The organism is Kitasatospora sp. NPDC058406 (genome assembly GCF_042722765.1).
In the GTDB taxonomy this organism is placed as follows: Bacteria; Actinomycetota; Actinomycetes; order Streptomycetales; family Streptomycetaceae; genus Kitasatospora.
Window position 1 is genome coordinate 12,649 of the sequence record NZ_JBHXKE010000023.1, and the last position, 21,943, is coordinate 34,591.

Here is a 21,943-nt window from a genome sequence, read left to right on the forward strand (position 1 = left end):
GGGGGCGCCGGCCGGCGTGGGCACAACCTGCCCCCCCCCGCCCCGCGGCGGGGCGGCGGGCCCCCCCCCCGGGGGGCCCCCCCCCCCCCGCCTCGTGCGTCACCCTGCGGGTGATCCCGGTGCGGCACAGGCGACTCGGACCCTACGGACGCCAGACGGTGGCCAGGTGGGAGGGGTAGAGACTTCCCGCCGACCGGAACAGCGAGAGCCCGACGACCAGGCCCGTGTTGTTGATGAACAGGGTGGTGTTGGTGGTGCCGGTGGGGTCGAGGTCCGTGAGGGTGCCGTCGGCGGCCCAGATCTTGCCCGCCTGGTACTGCCGGGCCGGGATGCCGTCCCACGAGTAGCCGATCGCGGTGCCGGAGTCGTTGATCCCGACGGCGGTCGACTTGGCGCCCGACGAGGCGGCGAGGGGGAGAGGGGTGAGGGTGCCGGTGGGGCTCCACTTCGCGGCGGACGTCTGGCTGGAGGTCGGGTTCGGCTGGTGCTGGCCCACGACGGTGCCGGAGCCGTTGATCGCGACCGGCAGGGTGTTCGCCCCGAGGTCGAGGATCGCCCCGTTGGGCGACCGGACCAGGCCGTGCCGGACGGTTCCGGTCGACTGCGGCCGGTCGGCCCATCCGATCACCGTGCCGGCGTCGTTGATCTGGACCGGCACGTCGCCGGCCCCGCCGGTCGGACCGGTCTGGAACGGGGTCGGGGTGCCGGTGGAGCTCCAGATCACGCCGCGGTACGTGCCGCTCCCCGTGGAGGAGCGGCCGATCGCGACTCCGGCGCCGTTGATGTCGACGGCCTCGCTCCTGGTGCCCCCGGGCAGCGGGGCGAGGGCGACGACGGTGCCGTCCGGGCGCCAGGCCACGGCGTGCTCCACGGCGCCGTTGCCGGAGACCCCGACCACGGCGCCGCCGGAGCCGATCGCCGTGGGCTTGCTGTACTGGTCGCCGGGCAGCGGCGGCAGGACGGTGGGTGTGCCGTCGGCCGCCCAGCGGACGGCCGTCGCCCGGTAGCGGTCCCGGGAGGCGGGCCAGGAGATGCCGATGGCGAGGTTCGCGTCGTTCACCCCCAGGGCCTGCGCGAAGTCCTCGCCGGACAGCGGGGGGAGGGTGGTGGGGGTGAGGTCGGGGTTCCAGCGGATGGCGCTGGTGTCGTTGCCCTGGCCGGACCCGTAGGCGTAGCCGACGACGACGCCGTTGTCGTTGACCCCGGTGGGGTCGCTGAAGGACCGGGCGGGCAGGCCGGTCTGCAGGATGGTCGGGGTGGGGGCGGTGGCCGCGACGGGTGCGGCCGGCGTCGCGGGGGCGGCCCCCAGCAGCGCTCCGGCGGTGAGGGCGGCGGTGACGGCGATCGCCGTACGGCGGCCGGTCCGGAAGTCCATGGCACGGGTTCCCTGTCTACTCGGCGACATGTCGGCCCGGTCCGGCGGCGGTTGCGGCGGACGGGCCGGTGGTGCGGTGGTACGGGACGGGCCGTGCTTGCTCGCCGCCGGTACGGACACCGGGCACACCGGGGCGGTGGTACCGCCCGCTCGCGGGTGGCCGGTGGTCGGGCCGCGCGCCCGGCGGCGAACTGTCTTGGCCGCGACTCTAGTTGGCGCACCTCGCCTTCGCAGGTGATTCCGTCTGTCCGGATGAGCCTTCCCAGGTGTGCACGCGTCGGGAGGGGGCGACGGCGCCTTCGCACGTTGCGGACCCGCCCCGGGGCGCCCCTGGCGGCAGTGGCACCCGGGCGCCCGAGGGGGCGGTCGCGGCGGGTGCCGGCCGCCGGCGTGCCGTCGAGTGGGGCGAACCGCCGGCGGGCCTTCTCGTGGAGCCCGGCCGCGAGCGGATCGGCCCGGAGCGCGGCGAGGCGGGCCCGGGCGGACGCCGCGCCGGGGGCACGGGTGCAGGCGGCTTCCTGGACGGGTGACCTGTCAGGAGCACCTGGCCACGGTTGTCGGAGACAGCCGGCCGGGGCAGGCCCCGGGATCCAGGGCCTGCCCCTGTCAGTGCAGTTCGGAAGGACGAATGCAGGGGAGGGTGCGGCGCTGCCTCCCGGGGCGCCGGGTCAGGCCGTCCTGATGTCGAAGGCGTACTCGAATTCTGCGAGTGCCTTGCCCTCGTCGTCGTGGAGCTCCGCCTTGGCGGTGTAGCTCCCACGGTTCAGCATCCCGCTGGGTGCCTCCTCCCAGCCGTGACGGGGGAAGGTCACCGAGTGCGGCATTCCCTGCTGTGGGAACGAACCCAACATCTGCTTTTCCCGGCCGACCCTGAGACCTTTGCGGTAGTGGCTGCTGGTGTACAGGACCCCGGACACGGGCGCATCGTCGACACGGAAGTCGACCCTGATCCGGTAGTGGCAGCCCTCGGGCAGGACGAACGCGTCCGCCTTGGTCGCGGCGAGTGCTTCCGCGCTGTCCAGCTGCCGCGCCACGGCAGGCCGGCGTTCGTCCTCGAACTCCACCCTGAATGTGAGCAGGTTCAGGGTTCCCCCGCTCCCCTCCAGGCCCTTCCTGTCGCGCTCGACAAGGGCCTTGAAGTAGGCCTCGTCACGCTCCGGAACGTCCACGCCTTCGGACATGCCGCCTCCTCACCGTTAGTCATCACCGACGGACCGGCCGGCGGACACCGCCGGCCACAGGGGGAAGATCACCACACCCGGAGCGGTCCGACGGGCAGAACACCGCCCCGCGATCTGCCGCCCCGCCCGTCGGCTCGCGAAAACCGCGCCCCTCCCTCACCCGTACGGGCCCCGCGCCCGCTGTCCTCCTGTTGACGGGCCGTCCCCGGACGGGCCCGCGCTCCTGCTCGGACCAGCGTGCCGCGGCTCAGCCGCACAACGAATGCAGTTGATCCCGCGTCGGCCGACGGCTTCTGCAAGTGGCCGGGGGCGTCCAGCCGGTGCGCCGCGGTCGACGGACTGCCCGGCACCGGCCCCTGGGTCACTCGGCCGGTGCGCGGGCCGAAGGGCCCGGTCGCTCAGGTTCCGCCGGGTTTGCCCGTCGAGACCAGCAGGAGGACGGACGAGCCCGGTGCCACCGGTGCTGCGCCGCCCCGGGGCTGACTGCTGATCACCTGCCCCGCGGGAGCGTTCCAGTCCGTGTGCCGCATGATCGTGCAGCTCAGTCCGAGTCCGCGCAGCAGGCTTCCGGCCTGTTCGACCGGCATGCCAGCCAGGTCCGGCAGCGCGATGCCCGCTCCTGCGGTCTGCTCCTGCTCCTGTGTCGGAGTCGCATCGGCGCTTCCGCTCTTGGGGGTGCCGGTGGCGAGCGGGGTGCACGCCCCGTTCGCCGGTGGGGACAGGGGCGGGGAGGCGCCGGGCGCGGGTGGCACGGGCTTCAGCGCGAAGAACCCCACCGTGGCGCACGCCAGCACGCAGCACGCCGCAGCGGTGCCGAGGAGCGCCCGGCGGGTGCGGCTGCGGCTGACGGCTCGCTCGATCGCGGCCGCGTCGACGACCGGTGCCGTCGGCCCGTCGGCGAAGGAGGCCACCGCGGCACGCAGCTCGGCTTCGAGGCCCGGCTCGAACGGGGCCGGTCCGAACGACGTGTTCCTCACTTCGTACCTCCGAAAGCGGCAGACGGCGTGTGCGGCGCCTGGGCGCCCGATACGGAATCGCGCAGCTTGGCCAGGCCGCGGGCGAGCTGGGACCTCACCGCACTCGAGGAGATGTCCAGGACGTCGGCGACCTGCCGGGCGTCCAGATCGTGCAGGTAGTACAGGACCACCACGCTGCGCATGCCCATCGGCAGCCCGAGCAGTGCCTCGATCAGTTCCGCGCGCAGATCCACCTGCCCGAACCGGTCCCGGGGGTCGGCCATCTCGGGCACCCCCGACAGCCCGGGGCGCTCGCCCCGGCGCGACAGCCGCCGCCAGCGGTCGTTGGCCAGGTTGACCAGCACTTTGCGCACGTACGCCTCCGGCGAGTCCGCCACCGCGACCTTCCGCCACTGTCGGCACGCCCGCTCCAGCGTCTCCTGCACCAGATCCTCGGCCACGTGCACGTCCCCGGTCAGCGCATACGCGGTGCGGAACAACGCTCCCGACCGATGTGCGACGAACTCCGTGAATCCGTTGTCCGGACCGCTCCTGCGAAACCTCACCCGCCGACCTCCTCTCCTCGTCCCGTCCCGATCACTGCCCCCATGACGGCGGAACGGGGCCGAATGCTGCACCGAGCCGCTGGCAGTGACGTGAATCACAGCCGGGACGGAAGGGTGTCCCAGGACCTCGCGCCGCTGCCGCCCGGGGTGCGGGCGGGGCCAGGCGAAGCGGACGGCGCGTCCGCGCCGACGCCCCGACTGACCGTTTGTGTGGCCGCGCGTTCACCGTCGCCGGTCCGACCCGGCCGTGACCGGCCTCCCGGCCCGCCGCCGGGCGCGCCCACCCTCCTACCGACCGTCAGACGCAGGAAGTCTGGTGCATGCCCTCCTCAGTGAGCGGGACCACCCGGCTGCCAGGAAGCTACCCAGCCCCGGCGTTCGTCTCCGGGGGTTCCGGTCGATGGCCGGGCGCGGCTTCACATGTGCGTACCGCTGCGTACCGCCTTGCGTACCGTCTTATACATACTCTGACCTGGGCGCGTTCGCGAGTCCCGACCGCCCCCGTCCTCAGCGGCGCGCGTCGCCGGGGGCCAGCAGGCTGGTGACGTCCGCGATCGCCTCGGCGGAGGGCTTGAAGTACCGCCGGACGTTGTCCGCCTTCTTGTGCCGGGACTTGGCCATCAGCATCAGCTCGGAGGCCCCCTGCTCGCCGAGGTGGGTCAGGGAGGAGTGGCGGTACTCGTGCGGGTCCCAGCCGGTGCCCGGCCCAGCCAGGGCGGTGTGCTGGTCAAGCAGCGCGCGGGCCTGACCGTAGGAGAGGCGGGCCGGGCCAGTGTCGGGGCAGACGTCGCGAGCGGAGAGCACCTTGCCGGGGCCGGGGCGGCGGTGGGTGACGAACACCGGCCCGGGGGTGCGGCCCCTCAGCAGGCGGGGCAGCAGCCGGGCAGTCCCGGCGTCCCAGAACACCATCTCCAGCACGTAGTCGGCGCGTTCCGCGCCGCGCCGACGCACCTTCGGCTGGGCGCCCTTGGCCTTCACCGGGGCCCGGCGCCCAGCCAGGTCCAGCTCCTCGATGTTGACGTCCAGGATCTCCTCGGAGCGGGCGCACGTCTCGTAGAGCATCCGCCACAGCGCCTTCTCCCGCAGGTGGACGTCGCGGCGGGCGATCAGCCGATCGATCGCCATCTTCGAGCGCACCGGGGTGTCGGAGTCCGGTGGCGGCATCCGCTTCGCCCAGGCCGGCACCTGTGGCCCGTCGTAGCCGCGCTCGGCGCACCAGCTCGTCCAGGAGAGCACCGCGCCGCGGCGGGCGTTCCAGGTGTTCACCGCCGAGCTGCCCCAGAGCAGTTCCAGCGCGCCGCCGATCTCGTCGTCCGCAACCGCGGTGAACGGGCGGGCCCCGCCCAGGTGCTCGGCGGTCTTCCCGACCGTGATGCCGTAGTTCCGAACGGTGTTCGGGTTGGCGAGCGAGTCGAGGAAGACATCGGCCCGCCAATCCACGTCTGATCATTCATGGGCCGAGCCTACGAGGCATGCCCGACAATCCGGACGTCCGCCTCCGAGGCGAGTACGGTCATCGCCGAGTCTCTGGATGGGCCCCAGGCCTCGCCGGCCAAGCGGGCCAGAAAACGTGTCCGCTGACCGTGACGGGTGGCCAATTGTCGTGCTCAGTCACACCCGGCACGACAGATGCCGCGCTGACACGACAGTTAGCCTGCTGAGTCACACCACTACTCACCGTAATGAGCTAGTGGGGCCGCCACCTATCGCTTCCAACCGCCACCCATCGGTTCCAGTCACAAGATCCTCCCGTCGGCGGGGTCCTGCTCTGGACGTGAAAACAAGCAGGCGTGATTGCTTTTTCTCGCGCACGGTGCCACTCTGCTCACCGACGGCGAACATCGGGCCACCGGTCGGGGAGGCGCTCGCGTGACATCGGGGTCGAAGTCGGGTGCGGGGGCGGCGGATCGGCCGGGGCCGGTGCTGCGGATCGGCAATGCGTCGGGGTTCTACGGGGACCGGTTCTCGGCGGTGCGGGAGATGCTCACGGGCGGGCCGTTGGACGTGCTCACCGGGGACTACCTGGCCGAGCTGACCATGCTGATCCTCGCCCGCGACCGGCTGAGGGATCCCTCCCTCGGGTACGCGAAGACCTTCCTCCGGCAGATGGAGGAGTGCCTCGGCCTGGCCCTGGATCGCGGGGTCCGGATCGTGACCAACGCCGGCGGGCTCAACCCGGCCCGACTGGCGCACGCTGTCGTGGAGTTGGCGAAGCGACAGGGGCTGGAGCCGGCTGTCGCGTACGTCGAGGGGGACGACCTGCTGCCCCGCCGGGCCGAACTCGGACTCCCGGAGGGGCTGTTGGCGGCCAACGCCTACCTCGGAGCGTTCGGCGTCGCGGAGTGCCTGACGGCCGGCGCCGACGTGGTGGTCACCGGCCGGATGACCGACGCCTCGTTGGTCGTCGGGCCGGCCGTCGCCCGCTTCGGCTGGACCGGGGACGACCTGGACGCCCTCGCGGGCGCCGTCGTCGCCGGGCACGTCCTGGAGTGCGGCGCGCAGGCCACCGGCGGCAACTACGCGTTCTTCCGGGAGCACGACGTCACCCGGCCCGGCTTCCCGGTCGCGGAGCTGCACGCCGACGGGTCCAGCGTGGTGACCAAGCACCCCGGGACGGGCGGCGCGGTCACCGTCGGCACCGTCACCGCCCAGCTCCTCTACGAGACGGGTGGACCGCGCTACCTGGGGCCGGACGTGACGGCGCGTCTGGACACCGTCCGGCTCACCCGGGAGGGCCCGGACCGGGTCCGGATCGACGGGGTGCGCGGCGAGGCCCCGCCCACCACGCTCAAGGCCGGGCTCAACCGGCTGGGCGGGCACCGCAACGAGGTGGTCTTCGTCCTCACCGGGCTGGACATCGAGGCCAAGGCGGACCTGGTGCGGCGGCAGTTCGAGGAGGCGCTGGCGCCCGGATCCCGGCCTGCCGAGCTGCGCTGGACGCTGGCCCGCACCGACCACCCGGACGCCGAGACCGAGGAGACCTCCTCCGCGCTGCTCCGGCTCACCGCGCGGGATCCGGATCCCGCCAGGGTCGGCCGCGACCTCGGCCGGGCGGCGGTGGAACTCGGGCTCGCCGGCTACCCGGGCTTCCACCTGGTCGCTCCGCCCGGGCCCGGGGCCCCGTACGGGGTGTTCACGGCCGTGCCCGTGGACGCGGCGGTGGTCGAGCACACGGCGGTCCTGCCGGACGGCCGCCGGGTGGCCGTCCCGCCCGCCGCACCGCCGCCCGCCGCACCGCCGCGTCCCGAACCGCCCCCGCCCGCGCCGCAACTCCCGGGCGGGGAAGCCGGGTACGGGCTCCCCGAGCCGCTCCCCGACGGCGGTCCCACCCGCCGGGCACCGCTCGGCCTGGTGGCGGGCGCCAGGAGCGGCGACAAGGGCGGTGACGCCAACCTCGGCGTCTGGGCCCGCGACGAGCCCGGCTGGCGCTGGCTCGCGCACGCCCTCACCGTCGACCGGCTGCGGGAGCTCCTCCCCGAGACGTCGGAGTCGGAGATCGTCCGGCACGTCCTGCCGAACCTCCGCGCGCTCAACTTCACCATCACCGGTCTGCTCGGCGAGGGGGTGGCGGCCCGGCACCGCTTCGACCCGCAGGCGAAGGCGCTGGGGGAGTGGCTGCGCTCGCGCCACCTCGACATCCCGGAGGCACTGTTGTGACCGTCCTGCCCACCCGCCTCGACCCGGGCGGCGCCGACTTCACCGGGCACCGCGCCGCGATGCTCGCCAAGCTGGCCGAACTCGACGCCGAGCATGCCGCGGCGCTGGCCGGCGGCGGTCCCAGGTACGTCGAACGCCACCGCGAGCGCGGCAAGTTGCTGCCGCGGGAGCGGATCGAGCTGCTGATCGACCAGGACTCGCCGTTCCTGGAGCTCTCCCCGCTCGCCGCCTGGGGCAGCGACTACCCGGTGGGCGCCGCACTGGTCACGGGGATCGGCGTGGTCGGGGGCGTCGAGTGCGTGATCACCGCCAACGACCCGACCGTGCGCGGCGGAGCCTCCAACCCGTGGACGCTGCGCAAGGCCCTGCGCGCCAACGAGATCGCCCTCACCAACCGCCTCCCCCTGGTCAATCTGGTCGAGTCCGGCGGCGCCGACCTGCCCAGCCAGAAGGAGATCTTCATCCCCGGCGGCGCCCTCTTCCGCGACCTCACCCGGCTCTCCGCCGCCGGGATCCCCACCGTGGCGGTGGTGTTCGGCAACTCGACGGCCGGCGGCGCCTACGTGCCCGGGATGTCCGACCACACCGTGATGGTCGCGGAGCGGGCCAAGGTGTTCCTGGGCGGCCCGCCGCTGGTGAAGATGGCCACCGGGGAGGAGACGGACGACGAGTCGCTCGGCGGCGCCGAGATGCACGCCCGCACCTCCGGGCTGGCCGATCACTTCGCGGCGGACGAGCAGGACGCGCTGCGCCTCGCCCGCCGGATCGTGGCCCGCTTCGACCACCGCAAGCCGGGCCCCGACCCCGACCCGTCGGCCGAGCCGCCGAAGTACGCCGAGGAGGAACTGCTCGGCATCGTCCCGGGTGACCTCAAGGTGCCGTTCGACCCGCGCGAGGTGGTCGCCCGGATCGTCGACGGCTCCGACTTCGACGAGTTCAAGCCGCTCTACGGCACCAGCCTGGCCACCGGCTGGGCCCGCCTGCACGGGTACCCGGTCGGCATCCTGGCCAACGCGCAGGGCGTCCTGTTCAGCCAGGAGTCCCAGAAGGCGGCGCAGTTCATCCAGCTGGCCAACCAGCGGGCGGTCCCGCTGCTCTTCCTGCACAACACCACCGGGTACATGGTCGGCCGCGCGTACGAGCAGGGCGGCATCATCAAGCACGGCGCGATGATGATCAACGCGGTCGCCAACTCCCGCGTCCCGCACCTGTCCGTGCTGCTGGGTGCCTCCTACGGGGCCGGTCACTACGGCATGTGCGGGCGGGCGTACGACCCGCGGTTCCTGTTCGCGTGGCCGAGCGCCAAGTCGGCGGTGATGGGGCCGCAGCAACTGGCCGGGGTGCTGTCGATCGTCGCGCGGCAGTCCGCCGCCGCGAAGGGCCGGCCCTACGACGAGGACGCGGACGCGGCGATCCGGGCCGTGGTGGAGCAGCAGATCGAGGCGGAGTCGTTGCCGGTGTTCCTCTCCGGGCGGCTCTACGACGACGGGGTGATCGACCCGCGCGACACCCGGACGGTGCTCGGGCTCTGCCTCTCCGCGGTCCACAACGCGCCGGTCGAGGGCGCGTCCGGCTATGGCGTCTTCCGGATGTGAGAGGGAACAACGTGCTGATCACCCACCTGCTGGTGGCCAACCGCGGCGAGATCGCCCGCCGGATCCTGCACACGTGCCGGGAGTTGGGCATCGCCACCACGGCCGTGTACGCCGACCCGGACGCCGGCGCCCCGCACGTCCGCGAGGCCGACACCGCCGTCCGGTTGCCCGGTGCGGCGCCCGCCGACACCTACCTGCGCGGCGACCTCCTGATCGCCGCCGCGCTCGCGGCCGGCGCCGATGCCGTCCACCCCGGGTACGGGTTCCTCTCGGAGGACGCCGGTTTCGCGCGGGCCGTGCTGGACGCGGGCCTCGTCTGGGTCGGTCCCGGGCCGGAGGCGATCGCCGCGATGGGCTCCAAGACGGCCGCCAAGCGGCTGATGACGAAGGCCGGTGTGCCCGTCCTGGACGCCTTGGCCGAGCCGGTCGAGGCCGACCTGCCGCTGCTGGTCAAGGCGGCCGCCGGCGGCGGCGGGCGCGGTATGCGGGTGGTACGCCGACTGGCCGACCTGGAGGGCGAGTTGGCGTCGGCCAGGGTGGAGGCGGCGAGGGCCTTCGGCTCCGACGAGGTGTTCTGCGAGCGCTACCTGCCCGCCGGCCGGCACGTCGAGGTGCAGGTGCTCGCCGACGCGCACGGGACGGTGTGGGCGGTGGGCGACCGTGACTGCTCGTTGCAGCGACGGCATCAGAAGGTCGTCGAGGAGGCGCCCGCGCCCGGCCTCGACCCGGCGGTGCGCGCCGCCCTGCACGAAGCCGCCGTCGCCGCCGCCCGGGCCACCGGGTACGTCGGCGCGGGGACGGCGGAGTTCCTGCTCGCGCCGGACGGGCGGTTCTACTTCCTGGAGATGAACACCCGTCTCCAGGTGGAGCATCCGGTCACCGAAGCCGTCACCGGCCTTGACCTGGTCGCCCTTCAGCTCACCGTCTCCGAGGGCGGGAGGCTCACCGGGCCCGCGCCGGAGACGGTCGGCTGCGCGATCGAGGCCCGCCTCTACGCGGAGGACCCGGACCACGCCTGGCGGCCCTCCACCGGCGTCCTGCACCGTTTCGGGATCCCGCTCCCGCACACCGAGTTCACCGGGCGCGGGCTACGGCTGGACTCCGGCGTCGCCGACGGCGGCGAGATCACGGCGTACTACGACGCGATGCTGGCGAAGGTGATCGCCTGGGGGCCGACCCGGTCGGCCGCCGCCCGGCGGCTGGCGGACGCGCTCGCCCGGGCCCGCATCCACGGGCCCGTCACCAACCGGGAGTTGCTGGTGCGCGCGCTCCGGCACCCGGAGTTCCTGGCGGGGCGCCTGCACACCGCCTTCCTGACCGAGCACGCGGCCGAGCTCGTCGCGCCGGGTGCCCCGGCCCCCGGCGGCGCCCGCGGCGCCGCCCCCGACGGTGCTGACCGGGCCCTCGCCGCCCTCGCCGCCGCGCTCGCCGACGCGGCGGGCCGCCGGACCGCACTGCCGTCGGGCTGGCGCAACCTCCCCTCCCAGCCACAGGTGAAGCGCTACCGGACCGCCGACGGCGTCGAGACGGAGGTCCGCTACCGGCTCACCCGCGACGGCCTGCGGGCCGAGGGCCACCCGGACACGGTCCTGGTCGACTCCGCGCCGGAGCGCGTCACGCTGCGGACCGGCCCGCTCCGCCGGACCTTCGACGTCACCCGCCACGGCGACCGCGTGTACGTCGACACACCGTCCGGCACCACGGTGCTCACCGTGTCGGACCGCTTCCCCGACCCCGCCGCGCGGACCGACCCGGGCGCGCTGCTCGCCCCGATGCCCGGCACCGTCGTCCGCACCGTCGCCGCCGTCGGCGACACCGTCACGGCCGGGCAGCCGCTGCTCTGGCTGGAGGCGATGAAGATGGAGCACCGCGTCACCGCTCCCACCGACGGCGTCCTCGCCGAGCTCCGGGCCGCCCCGGGCCAGCAGGTGGAACTCGGCACCCTGCTCGCCGTCGTGCAGCCCGCCACCTGAGCACCGCCCGCCCGGAACGGCCGAGCCGGGCCCCGGCCCCGGCTCGCAGGCCGCCCCTGCCCCCGTACCGAGAGCCCTCGCCCCCGCCCGGAAGGACCAGGCCATGTCCGCACCGCGCACCACCGCCCCCGGCAGCCCGCTCGTCGAGACCCCCGAACGCCAGGCGCTGCGCCGCGCGGTCGCCGACCTCGGCGCCCGTTACGGCTCCGCCTACTACCTGGCCAGGGCCCGCGCCGGCGAGCCCGTCGACGAGCTCTGGGCCGATGCCGGGAAGGCCGGCTATCTCGGGGTGAACCTCCCCGCCGAGTACGGCGGTGGTGGCGGCGGGATCACCGACCTCGCCATCGTCCTGGAGGAACTCGGCACCGCCGGGTGCCCGTTGCTGCTCCTGATCGTCTCCCCGGCGATCTGCGGCACGGTCGTGGCCCGTTTCGGCACCGAGGAGCAGAAGCGGCACTGGCTGCCCGGACTGGCCGACGGCAGCCGGCGGATGGCCTTCGGCATCACCGAACCGGACGCCGGCTCCAACACGCACCGGATCTCCACCGTCGCGCGCCGCGACGGCGGGGACTGGCTGCTGACCGGCCGCAAGGTGTTCGTCTCCGGCATCGACCACTCCGACGCCGTCCTGTTCGTCGCCCGCACCGAGGACGCCCGCACCGGGCGGCTCAAGCCCGCCCTGTTCGTCGTGCCGCGCGGGACCCCGGGCTTCGAGTTCCGGCCGATCCCGATGGAACTGGTCTCCCCCGAACGCCAGTTCCAGGTCTTCCTGGACGAGGTCCGGCTGCCCGCCGACGCCCTGGTCGGGGACGAGGACGCGGGGCTGCTCCAGCTCTTCGCGGGCCTCAACCCCGAGCGGATCATGACCGCCGCGTTCTCCCTCGGTCTGGCCCGCCAGGCGCTCGGCAAGGCCGTCGAGTACGCGAAGACCCGCACCGTCTGGTCGACCCCGATCGGCGCGCACCAGGGCCTGGCGCACCCGCTCGCCCGGTGCGCGGTGGAGATCGAGCTGGCGCGGCTGATGACCCAGAAGGCGGGTCTGCTCTACGACGCGGGCGACGACCGGGCCGCAGGCGAGGCCGCCAACATGGCGAAGTACGCGGCGGGGGAGGCGGCCGCCCGGACGGTCGACCAGGCCGTTCAGACCCTCGGCGGCAACGGTCTCACCCAGGAGTACGGCCTCGGGGCCCTGCTCGCCGCGACCAGGGTCGGCCGGGTCGCCCCGGTCAGCCGCGAGATGGTGCTCAACTACGTGGCCCAGCACACGCTCGGGCTGCCCAGGTCCTACTAGGCGGACCGGACCGGTCCCGTCCGGAACCGGTCCGGCCCCGCCCCGAGGACTCCCTGCCGCCCCACCGCGCCGAGCCCTCGAACGGATCGTCGCATCATCGTTCTGGCATCTGACCGTCTCCGGAGGCGTCCGGCCCTCCGACCTCGGTGTTCGCGGACCGCGCCCCTTCTTGCGCCCCGCGCGCTCCGCCAAACGTTCGTCACTACGACGCACCGCCCGGCCACTGTCCGTATGCTCCTGTGCGCACCGTGCGGCCGGTCGTCCAGGACCTCCCGCCGGCCACCCCGCCCCGCGCCAATTTCCGCACAGGAGGCACTCCTTGGTGTTCCACAGCGAGTTCCCGGACGTCGGCATCGTCGACCTGCCCCTGCACGAGGCCGTCCTGGGCGGCGCCGAACGCCACGGTGACCGGCCCGCCCTGGTCGACGGCGTCACCGGCGAGACGGTCACCCACGCCCAGCTCGGCCGTGCCGTCCGCCGGGTCGCGGCCGGACTGGCCGAGGCGGGCGTCCGCCAGGGCGACGTGGTGGCCCTGTTCAGTCCCAACTCCATCGGCTACCCGATGGCCTGCTACGGCGCCGGTCGGGCCGGCGCCACCGTCACCACCGTCTCCTCCTTCGCCACCCCCGGCGACCTCGCCGGCCAGCTGGCCGACAGCGGCGCCCGCTGGCTGATCACCGTCTCGGCGTTCCTGCCCACCGCCCGGGCCGCCGCCGAGAAGCTCGCCGCCGAAGGCCGGCCGCTCGCCGAGATCATCGTCCTGGACGGCGTCCCGGGCCACCGCTCGCTCGCCGACCTGCTCGCCGCCACCGGCCCCGCACCCGAGATCGACCTCGACCCGGCGACCGACATCGCCGTCCTGCCGTACTCCAGCGGCACCACCGGGATGCCCAAGGGGGTGATGCTCACCCACCGCTCGATCGCCACCAACCTCGCCCAGACCGACGCCCTCTACCGCCCCGCAGAGGGCGAACGGGTGCTCGCGGTCCTCCCCTTCTTCCACATCTACGGCCTCGCCGCCCTGCTCAACCAGCCGCTGCGCTGCGGTGCCACCGTCGTCGTGCTGCCCCGCTTCGACCTGGAACAGTTCTGCCGCACCATCGAGGAGCAGCGCGTCCAGGCCCTGATCGTGGCCCCGCCGATCGCCCTCGCCCTGGCCCGGCACCCGGTGGTCGACCGCTACGACCTGTCCTCGGTCGAGTACCTGCTCTGCGCGGCGGCCCCGCTGGACGGCGATCTCGCCGAGTCCTGCGCCCGCCGCCTCGGCCTGCCGCACATCCTCCAGGGCTACGGCATGACCGAGCTCTCCCCGGTCAGCCACCTGGTCTCCCCCTCCGAGACCGACCCGCCGCCGGGCTCGGTCGGCCGGATGGTCCCCTCCACCGAGCTGCGCGTCGCCGCCCTCGACGGCAGCGACCCGGACCTCGGCCCCGGTGAACGCGGCGAGCTGCTGATCCGCGGCCCCCAGGTGATGAAGGGCTACCTCGGCCGCGCGTCCGAGACCGCCGCCACCGTCGACGCCGACGGCTGGCTGCACACCGGGGACGTCGGCTTCGTCGACGACCGCGGCTACCTGCACATCGTCGACCGGGTGAAGGAGCTGATCAAGTACAAGGGGTACCAGGTCGCCCCCGCCGAACTGGAGGCGCTGCTGCTCAGCCACCCGCAGATCGCCGACGCGGCGGTGATCGGCGTGCGCAACGCCGAGGGCACCGAGTGCCCCAAGGCCTTCGTGGTGCGGGCTCCGGGCAGCGCGCTCACCGAGGAGGAGGTCGCGGCCTTCGTGGCCGGGCAGGTCGCCCCGTACAAGAAGGTCCGCGTGGTCGAGTTCCTGGAGGTCGTCCCCAAGTCCCCGGCCGGCAAGATCCTGCGCCGGGAGCTGCGGGCCCGGGAGGCCGCCCGCTGACGGGCACCCGCCGCGTCGCCGAACGACCCGGGGCGTCACCGGCCGCACCGCACGGGCCGTGGTCTGGCAGGATCTGGCGCACCCCCCGGGCCCCCGGGCCGGTCGCCGTCCCCGGCCCCGCCCGCCGGCCCCCGCACGAACGGAACCGCCACCGCAGATGACCACGCACCCCGCCGCCCGCGCCCCCCAGCAGGACCGCAGCCGCGCCACCCGGGCGCGGCTGCTGGCGGCGGCCGTCGACTGCCTCGCCGAGCTCGGCTGGAACGGCTCCACCGTCGCCGTCGTCGCCGAGCGGGCCGGCGTCTCCCGGGGCGCGGCCCAGCACCACTTCCCGACCCGCGAGGACCTCTTCACCGCGGCGGTCGAGCACGTCACCGCCGAGCGGCTGGCCGCCGTCCGGGCCCACGCGGACGAGCTGCCGGCCGCGGGCCCGGCGCGCACCGAGGCCGTCGTCGGCATGATCGTCCGCCTCTACACCGGCCCGCTGTTCCGCGCGGCCCTCCACCTGTGGGTCGCCGCCGCCACCGAGGAGTCGCTGCGCGACCGGATCATCGGCCTGGAGGGACACGTCGGACGCGAGGCCCACCGGGCCGCCGTCGAGTTCCTCGGGGCCGACGAAAGCGTTCCCGGTGTTCGCGAGACGGTGCAGGCCACCCTCGACATGGCACGCGGTCTCGGCCTGGCGAACCTGCTCACCGACGACAGTGCACGACGATCCGGAGTGATCCGGCAGTGGGCGGGCGTTCTTGAGGGTACGCTGCGGCCGGTACGCCCATGACGCCCGTACACCTGAACGACCGGCCGACCCTTCACCAAGGGGTCGCCGGGCGGCCGATGTCCGTGCAGTCTGGAGAAGAACCCCGGCCGGCACGGACCGCGAGGCCCCGCCCGGCCGGGCACGAGCCGAACCGGGGTGCTGCCTGATCATGCGGAGACACGAGTGGGACGCGACCGACGCCGCCGGCCCCGATCCGGGCGGCACCTCCGCACGTCTGGACGGCCATCGGCTCGTTCCGCTCGCCACCGCCCTGCTCCAGGACGACGGTCTGATCCTCCACTGGAGCGAGGACGCCGAGGCACTGCTCGGCTACCCCGCCGACGAGGCCGTCGGCAGCTACGCGGCCCAACTGCTCACCGCCTCGGACGACCGCCCCGAAGTGCTGGAACTCTTCGAACGCATCATGGGCGGCAAGGGCTGGTCGGGCGTCTTCCCCGTCCGCCACCGCGACGGTCATACCGTCGAGCTGGAGTTCCGCACCTACCCGATCTCCGGCCCCGGCGGCACCCTGCTGCTGCTCGCCACCGCCTCCGACACCGTCGCCCTGCACCGCGTCGAGGCGGACCTCGCCGTCCTCGACGGCATCTTCGGCCAGTCCCCGATCGGGATGGCCGTCTACGACACCGACCTGCGCTACGTGCGGCTGAACGAGTCGCTGGCCCGGATGAACGGCGTCCCCGTCGCCGCCCACCTCGGCCGCCGGATCAGCAGCGTGCTGCCCGGCATCAACAGCGCCGAGATAGAACAGACCATGCGCCAGGTGCTCGCCACCGGCCGCCCCGTCGTCGACGCCCGCTCGCACGGCCGCGTTCCCGGGGACCCGCGCCGCGACCGCGCCTGGTCCGCCTCCTACTTCCGGCTGGAGGACTCCACCGGCCGGGTCTTCGGCGTCTGTTCGTCGATCATCGACGTCACCGAGCGCTTCCAGGCCGAGGCCCGCGCCGCCCGCGCGCAGGAACGTCTCTCCACCATCGCCGAGGCCACCGCCCGGATCGGCACCACCCTCGACCTCCAGCGCACCGCCGAGGAGCTGATCGAGGCGGTCGTCCCGCGGTTCGCCGACTTCGCCACCGTGGACCTGCTCGAAACGGTGCTGCGCGGCTCCGAGCCCACCGCCATCCCGGAGGACCGCTCCGTCCAGCTGCGCGCCGTCGCCGTCGGCGAGTCCTACGAGTCCGGACTGGTCCACGCCGTCGACACCATCGGCGAGGTCTCCGAGTACGCCCCCGGCCGCAGCTACACCCAGTGCCTGCGCAGCGGCCGCCCGCTGCTGCGCGCCCACGTCGACGAGGAGGTGCTGCGCGGGCTGGTCGCCTCCGAGGACCGCGTCGCCCCCGGCATCGAGGCGGGCATCCACTCGTACCTGATGCTCCCGCTCACCGCGCGGGGCATGGTGCTGGGCGGCGCCGAGTTCATCCGCATGCGCAACCCCGAACCGTTCACCGCCGCGGACGTCGCGCTCGCCGAGGAGCTGATCGCCCGCACCGCCCTCGCCATCGACAACGCCCGGCTCTACCGGCGCGAGCGCGAGACCGCGCTCACCCTCCAGCGCAGCCTGCTGCCCCAGGAGATCCACCGGACCCTGGGTCTGGAGATCGCCTACCGCTACCTGCCCTCCAGCGTCACCAGCGAGGTCGGCGGCGACTGGTTCGACGTCGTGCCGCTCTCCTGCGGGCGGGTCGCCCTGGTCGTCGGCGACGTCATGGGCCACGGCATCCGGGCCGCCGCCACCATGGGCCAGCTGCGCACCGTCGCCCGCACCCTCGCCACCCTGGACATGCCGCCCGAGCAGGTGCTCACCCGGCTGGACGAGACCGCCTCCGGCATCGGCGAGGGCCAGTTCGCCACCTGTATCTGCGCCGTCTACGACCCCCTGGAGCGCACCGTCCAGGTCGCCTCGGCGGGCCACCTGCCGCCCGTCTGGGTGGCCCCCGACGGCACCGCCCGCCGGGTGGAGGTGCCGCCGGGCGTCCCGCTCGGGGTCGGCGGCGTGGCCTTCGAATCCGTCGGGTTCAGCCTCCCGGAGGGCGCCATGGTCGCCCTCTACACCGACGGCCTGGTCGAACGCCGAGGCCGCGACCTCGACGAGGGCATCGACCTGTTCGCCCGCACCCTCTCCGGCCCCGGACGCACCCTGGAGGAGAGCTGCGACGCCGTCCTCGGCGCGCTGGTCACCGACGGCACCGACGACGACATCGCGATGATCATGGCCCGGGTGCTGCCGCTGCCCGCGGACCGGGTCGCCACCCTGCCGCTCACCGGCGGCGGGAGGCTCCCCGGCATGGCCCGCCGCTTCACCCGCAGCACGCTCGACGGCTGGGGCCTGTCCGGCCTCTCCGACTACGCCGAGCTGCTGGTCAGCGAGCTGGTCACGAACGCCCTGCTGCACGCCGACGCCCCGCGCCGGCTCCGGCTCTTCCGCGACCGGGTGCTCACCCTGGAGGTCGCGGACGCCGGCGGCCAGACGCCCCAGCTGCGCCCCTTCGCCGAGCAGGACGAGGGCGGGCGCGGCATGTTCCTGGTCAGCGAACTCGCCCAGCGCTGGGGGAGCCGGCTGACCCGCGACGGCAAGGTGGTCTGGGCGGAGCTGGAGCTCCCCTTCGGCGCGGTGTGACGCCGCCGGGCCTGCCCGAAAGCGTCCGTCCGGCGCGAACCGTCGGGACCGGCACACGACGGGGCCCGGTCCGATCGACGATCGGACCGGGCCCCGCGTGCCCGTGGCTACACCCCGGCCTTCTCCGGCGTCCGCTCCTCCTTCGGCTCCTGCTGCGGGGCCGCGTCGGGCAGCTTCCGCAGCAGCCGCCAGGCCAGCAGGGCCGCGCCCAGCAGCAGCACGCCCGCCAGGACCGCCGCGACGTTCAGCCCGTGGACGAAGGCGTCCCGGGCACTGGCCAGCAGCGGAGCGGCCAGCGCCTCCGGCAGTCCGTGCGCGGCCTCGACCGCGCCGCCCAGCGACTCACCGGCCTGCGCCGCCGCAGACCCGGCCTCGGCGGGGACGACCAGCCGGCCCACGTACAGTGCGCCGACCACCGAGCCGACCAGCGCGATGCCGAGCGCGGTGCCCAGCTCGTACGCCGTCTCGGAGACCGCGGACGCGGCGCCTGCCTTGTCGGCGGGCGCGGCACCCAGCACCAGGTCGGCGCCGAGCGTGTAGACCACGCCCTCGGCCGTGCCGACCAGGAGGAAGGCGGCGGCCAGCACCAGGTAGGTGGTGTCCTGCTGGATCCAGCCGAGGATGCCGATCCCGACGCCCATCGTCAGCAGTCCGGCGGTCAGCGCGGTGCGGGCACCCGTGCGGCGGACCAGCCGCGCGGTCAGCAGGCCGCCGACCACCGCGCCGGCGAAGGCCGGCAGCTCGGCCAGGCCGGCCTTCAGCGGCGGGTAGCCGCGCACCAGCTGCAGGTACTGCGAGGTCACGAAGACCACGCCGGAGAGCCCGATCAGCGCGGTCAGCGACGCGAGGACGGCGGCGGTGAAGCGACGGTCGGTGAAGAGCCGGACGTCCAGCAGCGGGGTCTCCAGCCGCAGCTGGCGGCGGACGAAGACGGTCAGCGCCGCCGCGCCCAGGACGGCCGCGACCGGCACGTCCCAGCGGACGAGGCCGTGGGCGGCGGCCTCCTTGATCGCGTAGACCACGCCGATCACACCGGTGAGGGAGAGCAGCACGCTCAGCACGTCCCAGCGGCCGGGCTTCGGGTCCTTCGACTCGGGCAGCAGCCAGGCACCGAGCACCAGCAGCAGGAGCAGCACCGGGATGTTGAGCAGGAAGACCGAGCCCCACCAGAAGTGCTCCAGCAGCACCCCGCCGACCACCGGGCCGAGCGCAGCGCCGGCGGTGGCCGCCGCGCCCCAGATGCCGATCGCGGTGGCCCGCTCCCGGTCGTCCGGGAAGAGCGAGCGGATCAGCGAGAGCGTGGACGGCATGACGGTCGCCCCGGCGACGCCGAGCAGCGCGCGGGCGACGATCAGCCAGCCGGCGGTGGGGGCGTAGGCGGCGAGCAGCGAGGCGGCGCCGAACGCGGCGGAGCCGGCCAGCAGCAGCTTCTTGCGGCCGATCCGGTCACTGAGCGCGCCCATCGAGACCAGCAGGCCGGCCAGGACGAAGGAGTAGGCGTCGCCGATCCAGAGCAGCTGGGTGCCGCTGGGCCGCAGGGTCTCGCTGATCGAGGGGATGGCCAGCGAGAGGACGGTCGCGTCGACGGCGACCAGGGTGACGGCCAGGACGAGGACGGCGAGGCCGGTCCAGCGCTGGCGGGGGCGGAGGTGGACGGTGCTGCTCATGGGTATCGGTGTCCGGTTTCCGGTCCGAGGTGCGTGGATGGTGGAGATCAGTGCGGCTGAGGCTGCGGGTGGGGCTGCGGCCGGGAGCTGCGCAGCGCGCCGCCGAGGAACAGTTCGGCCAGCGAGAACGCGGCGTCGCGCGGGGCGAGCCGGCCGTCCTGGATGGCCCAGCCGATGCCGGCCACCAGGTCGAAGAAGGCCTCGCTCAGCCAGGCCGCCGAGAGTTCGATCCGGAAGGCGCCCTGCTGCTGCCCGCGCAGGAAGAGTGCGTGCATCCGGTCGATCTGGGAGTCCCAGAGGTCGTTGATGTCGGCGTCGTCGTAGAGCTGGTTCTCGCCGGCCAGGAACGCGCAGAGCGCGGCGTCCGGGACGACCGCGTCGACCAGGCGGCGCAGCGCGGCGTGGGCGTCGCCCTCCTCGACGGCCGCGGTGTCGAGCGCGGCGCCGAACCGGCGGAGCCCGAGCAGGCCGACCTCGCGGATCAGCGCGTCACGGCCCGGGAAGAGCCGGTGCAGGGTGGCGCGGCTGATGCCCGCGGCGCGGGCGATCTCGTCGAGGTGGGCGGTCGGGCGGCGGGAGAGCACGCCGACAGCGGCTTCGAGGACGGAGTCACGATCGGTGGCCATGGAGCGAGTGTACGCTGAATGAGACATGGATGTCTCAAAATTAATTCCGATGACGCAGATGAGGCGAGAGTCGATGGGCGGCGGGCAGCAAAAAACCGGGGACGGCACCTGCCGTCCCCGGTCGGGGGCTTCCGCGGTCAGCTCTGGTTGTAGAACCCGGTCTCGTCCAGGGGTCGGTCGATGACCATCACCTCGACGTCCGCCGGGGTCAGCAGGAACACCCGGCGGGCGATCCGCTCGATGCCGCCACGGGTGCCGAAGATCAGACCGGAGGCGAAGTCGACCATGCGCTTGGCCTCGGCCTCGTCCATCTCGGTGAGGTCCATGACCACCGGGATGCTGGCCCGGATGTGCTCGCCGACCGTGCGGGCTGCCTCGAATCCGGTCGGCCGCAGGGAGACGATCTTGGTGGGGGCTGGGGAGGACTGCACCGTCTCCTGCTCGACCCACTCGTCGTCGTACACCGCGGCCGGGTAGTTCCCGGAGGGCATCAGCCACCCGTTGTGGTGCTCGTCGCGAAGTGCTCCCATGCCGCGCCTCCCTGCCTCGTTCCGTACAGGTCCCCCGGGTGCGCGTGTCCTTTTGACACGTCATCCACTCGTCGGAACTGTCCGAGTATCGCACTGATCACCGGTACCGTGCCCGCTCGCGACCCCCGTACGAGTCGTGCCGCGCCGGAAGCCCGGGCGGACCCGGACACCTCTTGCGACGCTGGTGCGCGACGTACGGTTGCGCGCGTAGACCATATCGGTCGCGGTCACCGCGCAATTGACCTTCTGTCAACAATGCGGGAACGATTTCACACACGTCCGACAGTGACCCCCGGCCGGCCGAGCGGATCGGCGGGTCCGACGCGCCCGGCGCACCGGGTCGGGCGCCGGGCGCTCAGGCCGCGGTCGAGCGCCGCCGGGCGGCGGCCCGCCACAGCGAGACCAGACTCACCAGGCAGAGCACCCCGATGGCCCCGGCCGACAGCAGGAACGCCGTCGACCCGGGCTCGCGCGCGGTGGCCGCGGCCGTGACGTAGACCGCCGTCAACGGCGTCACCCCCAGCGCCGTCGCGGTGACGAAGGGGACGAACGGCACCCCGGAGAAGGCGGCGCCGTAGTTGCCCGCCTGGAACGGCAGCCCGGGCAGCAACCGCAGCAGGAAGACGCTGCGGAAGCCCTGCTCGGTGAAGCGGCGGTCCAGGGAGAGCAGCAGCCGCCCGCGCAGGTAGGGGCGGAGCGCGTCCCGCCCGAGCCGGCGGGCCAGGACGAACGCCATTGCCGCGCCGAGCGTGGTGCCGAGGACGGCCAGCACCACGCCCTGCTGCACGCCCAGCAGCAGCCCCGCGGCCGCGTTGAGCGCCGGCCGGGGGAAGAACGCCACCGTGCCCAGTGCGTAGACCGCGACGAACACGGGAGCCAGCGGCACGCCGGGCGGGAGCCCGCCGTCGAGCAGCGCCGTCGGGCTCCACAGCAGGAGCGAGCCGGCCGCGGCACCGAGGATCGCCAGGAGCGCCGCGAACCGGACCCGGACCGCGCGCGGCAGACGCCCCGCGGGCGCGGGAACCGTCGGTGAGGACACCGTCGGCGAGGCGTCCGTCGGCAAGGCGTCCGTCGGCGAGGCGTCCGCCGGCGAGGCGTCCGCCGGCACGGGGCCGGTCTCTGCCGGTACGGGCGGCGTCGGGGGTGTCACGGCTGCGGGCACGCCCCCGAGCCTAACCGCGGACGTCACCGGTCCGGGAGGCGGGACCGTCCGTGCCCGCGCGCGTGC

General features: G+C 74.1%; 16 protein-coding genes. 7 read left to right on the plus strand and 9 right to left on the minus strand.

What is annotated here, in order from left to right; translation table 11 throughout:
- Positions 1-142 precede the first annotated feature (142 nt).
- The 5 genes from ACFWOG_RS07130 to ACFWOG_RS07150 form a co-directional block, all read right to left on the minus strand.
- Positions 143-1,375 (minus strand): hypothetical protein, encoded by a 1,233-nt coding sequence (locus ACFWOG_RS07130; protein ID WP_355403024.1) that lies wholly within the window; start codon positions 1,373-1,375, stop codon positions 143-145.
- Positions 1,376-2,043: 668 nt separating this feature from the next.
- Positions 2,044-2,556, minus strand: coding sequence for a hypothetical protein (locus ACFWOG_RS07135; protein ID WP_380355600.1), 513 nt, complete (start codon positions 2,554-2,556; stop codon positions 2,044-2,046).
- 398 nt (positions 2,557-2,954) lie between these two features.
- On the minus strand, positions 2,955-3,533 hold the full coding sequence (locus ACFWOG_RS07140; protein ID WP_380355603.1) for a PASTA domain-containing protein: 579 nt from the start codon (positions 3,531-3,533) through the stop codon (positions 2,955-2,957).
- Entirely contained in the window at positions 3,530-4,078 is a 549-nt protein-coding gene (locus ACFWOG_RS07145) for a SigE family RNA polymerase sigma factor (RefSeq protein WP_380355605.1), read from the minus strand. The genes ACFWOG_RS07140 and ACFWOG_RS07145 overlap by 4 nt, the downstream gene beginning before the upstream one ends.
- 507 nt (positions 4,079-4,585) lie before the next feature.
- Complete coding sequence (locus tag ACFWOG_RS07150; protein ID WP_380355607.1) at positions 4,586-5,518, minus strand: tyrosine-type recombinase/integrase; 933 nt, start codon at positions 5,516-5,518, stop codon at positions 4,586-4,588.
- Between the two features lie 540 nt (positions 5,519-6,058).
- Between ACFWOG_RS07150 and ACFWOG_RS07155 the strand changes: the two genes are divergently transcribed.
- The 7 genes from ACFWOG_RS07155 to ACFWOG_RS07185 all read left to right on the plus strand — a co-directional run bounded on the left by ACFWOG_RS07155 (position 6,059) and on the right by ACFWOG_RS07185 (position 17,892).
- Positions 6,059-7,735: an acyclic terpene utilization AtuA family protein gene (locus ACFWOG_RS07155; RefSeq protein WP_380355659.1), complete on the plus strand. Its 1,677-nt coding sequence runs from the start codon at positions 6,059-6,061 to the stop codon at positions 7,733-7,735.
- Positions 7,732-9,330 (plus strand): acyl-CoA carboxylase subunit beta, encoded by a 1,599-nt coding sequence (locus ACFWOG_RS07160; protein ID WP_380355610.1) that lies wholly within the window; start codon positions 7,732-7,734, stop codon positions 9,328-9,330. The genes ACFWOG_RS07155 and ACFWOG_RS07160 overlap by 4 nt, the downstream gene beginning before the upstream one ends.
- A gap of 14 nt (positions 9,331-9,344) precedes the next feature.
- A complete protein-coding gene (locus ACFWOG_RS07165) occupies positions 9,345-11,303 on the plus strand; it encodes an acetyl/propionyl/methylcrotonyl-CoA carboxylase subunit alpha (RefSeq protein WP_380355660.1) in 1,959 nt (652 codons plus the stop codon).
- Positions 11,304-11,406: 103 nt separating this feature from the next.
- Complete coding sequence (locus ACFWOG_RS07170; RefSeq protein ID WP_380355613.1) at positions 11,407-12,594, plus strand: acyl-CoA dehydrogenase family protein; 1,188 nt, start codon at positions 11,407-11,409, stop codon at positions 12,592-12,594.
- Positions 12,595-12,913: 319 nt separating this feature from the next.
- Entirely contained in the window at positions 12,914-14,500 is a 1,587-nt protein-coding gene (locus ACFWOG_RS07175) for a 4-coumarate--CoA ligase family protein (RefSeq protein ID WP_329950756.1), read from the plus strand.
- Positions 14,501-14,657: 157 nt separating this feature from the next.
- The gene (locus tag ACFWOG_RS07180) at positions 14,658-15,278 is read left to right on the plus strand and encodes a TetR/AcrR family transcriptional regulator (protein WP_329950755.1); all 621 of its coding nucleotides are present in this window, start codon (positions 14,658-14,660) and stop codon (positions 15,276-15,278) included.
- 148 nt (positions 15,279-15,426) lie between these two features.
- Positions 15,427-17,892: a SpoIIE family protein phosphatase gene (locus ACFWOG_RS07185; RefSeq protein WP_329950754.1), complete on the plus strand. Its 2,466-nt coding sequence runs from the start codon at positions 15,427-15,429 to the stop codon at positions 17,890-17,892.
- 107 nt (positions 17,893-17,999) lie between these two features.
- Here ACFWOG_RS07185 and ACFWOG_RS07190 read toward each other — a convergent pair whose 3' ends face one another.
- The 4 genes from ACFWOG_RS07190 to ACFWOG_RS07205 all read right to left on the minus strand — a co-directional run bounded on the left by ACFWOG_RS07190 (position 18,000) and on the right by ACFWOG_RS07205 (position 21,877).
- Positions 18,000-19,559 (minus strand): MFS transporter, encoded by a 1,560-nt coding sequence (locus ACFWOG_RS07190; RefSeq protein ID WP_380355617.1) that lies wholly within the window; start codon positions 19,557-19,559, stop codon positions 18,000-18,002.
- 47 nt (positions 19,560-19,606) lie between these two features.
- Entirely contained in the window at positions 19,607-20,185 is a 579-nt protein-coding gene (locus ACFWOG_RS07195; RefSeq protein ID WP_380355619.1) for a TetR/AcrR family transcriptional regulator, read from the minus strand.
- 137 nt (positions 20,186-20,322) lie between these two features.
- Positions 20,323-20,715 carry a cell division protein SepF gene (locus ACFWOG_RS07200; protein ID WP_329882440.1) on the minus strand — a complete coding sequence of 131 codons (393 nt, stop codon included), beginning with the start codon at positions 20,713-20,715 and terminating at the stop codon, positions 20,323-20,325.
- Positions 20,716-21,070: 355 nt separating this feature from the next.
- Positions 21,071-21,877: a TVP38/TMEM64 family protein gene (locus ACFWOG_RS07205; protein ID WP_380355621.1), complete on the minus strand. Its 807-nt coding sequence runs from the start codon at positions 21,875-21,877 to the stop codon at positions 21,071-21,073.
- Positions 21,878-21,943 lie beyond the last annotated feature (66 nt).

What these genes read in the sequence shown, in the direction of transcription:
- ACFWOG_RS07130 (WP_355403024.1), bottom strand. Translation starts at nt 1,375, where the DNA reads ATGGACTTCCGGACCGGCCGCCGTACGGCGATCGCCGTCACCGCCGCC.
- ACFWOG_RS07135 (WP_380355600.1), bottom strand. Translation starts at nt 2,556, where the DNA reads ATGTCCGAAGGCGTGGACGTTCCGGAGCGTGACGAGGCCTACTTCAAG.
- ACFWOG_RS07155 (WP_380355659.1), top strand. Translation starts at nt 6,059, where the DNA reads ATGCTCACGGGCGGGCCGTTGGACGTGCTCACCGGGGACTACCTGGCC.
- ACFWOG_RS07170 (WP_380355613.1), top strand. Translation starts at nt 11,407, where the DNA reads ATGTCCGCACCGCGCACCACCGCCCCCGGCAGCCCGCTCGTCGAGACC.
- ACFWOG_RS07180 (WP_329950755.1), top strand. Translation starts at nt 14,658, where the DNA reads ATGACCACGCACCCCGCCGCCCGCGCCCCCCAGCAGGACCGCAGCCGC.
- ACFWOG_RS07185 (WP_329950754.1), top strand. Translation starts at nt 15,427, where the DNA reads ATGCGGAGACACGAGTGGGACGCGACCGACGCCGCCGGCCCCGATCCG.
- ACFWOG_RS07190 (WP_380355617.1), bottom strand. Translation starts at nt 19,559, where the DNA reads ATGAGCAGCACCGTCCACCTCCGCCCCCGCCAGCGCTGGACCGGCCTC.
- ACFWOG_RS07195 (WP_380355619.1), bottom strand. Translation starts at nt 20,185, where the DNA reads ATGGCCACCGATCGTGACTCCGTCCTCGAAGCCGCTGTCGGCGTGCTC.
- ACFWOG_RS07200 (WP_329882440.1), bottom strand. Translation starts at nt 20,715, where the DNA reads ATGGGAGCACTTCGCGACGAGCACCACAACGGGTGGCTGATGCCCTCC.